The 627-nt window shown below is 71.5% G+C and carries 1 pseudogene; it reads right to left on the reverse strand.

Annotation, left to right across the window (positions count from 1 at the left end):
* Nucleotides 1–431, reverse strand: a pseudogene (locus ABD323_RS43570) (hypothetical protein); the annotation flags it as partial.
* Nucleotides 432–627: the final 196 nt, after the last annotated feature.

A 627-nucleotide genomic window follows, 5' to 3' on the forward strand; every position in this document is an offset into this window, starting at 1 on the left:
CGCCGAGCTGGCCTGAGCCGACGGGGCCAGCCCGACGGCAGCCCGTCCTGGGTGGCGAGGTGCAGGTCGCGCACATAGCGATGGGTTTCGCTCAGCCGAGCCGGGTCCAGACTCCTTAGCCAGGGCAGGAGTTCGGGGCCGACGGCCAGTTCGCCGTAAAAGCCCAGTCTCAGCCCGGCCGGATCGTCGTAGACCAGCCAGCAGTCGAGCAGGTCCGCCAGGTGCCGGTCGCCGGACGGCGTGCGGGTGTCGGTACAGATGTCGAGCCAGGGTCGCAGGGTGCCGGTAGTCACCGCCGTCACCCCCAGGACTTCTGTGACGGGCACCGGGCTCGGGTACTGATACAGGGTCAGCTCCAGCCAGGTCCGCCACACCTCGGTCACGGCCGCCCGCTCGGGCAGTGGCCACGTCTGCCAGCCGGCCTGGCACATCCGGAAATCGTCCTCGCCGTAGCGGTGGAAACACCCTGCGAGGGTGGAACGGCCGGTTAGGCGCCATGCCGTCGAGGGCCGAGCTGCTGCCGAGGGTCCGTCATGGCTGCCTGCCGGGACTCCGTCCGGGTGACGCCAGCAGCCCGTCCCCAGAGCAACCCGCCCCGGGGACGGGGCCGGTCAGGCCGGGTGGGTG

This window comes from Kitasatospora nipponensis, assembly GCF_039528135.1.
GTDB classification, from domain to species: Bacteria; Actinomycetota; Actinomycetes; order Streptomycetales; family Streptomycetaceae; genus Kitasatospora; species Kitasatospora nipponensis.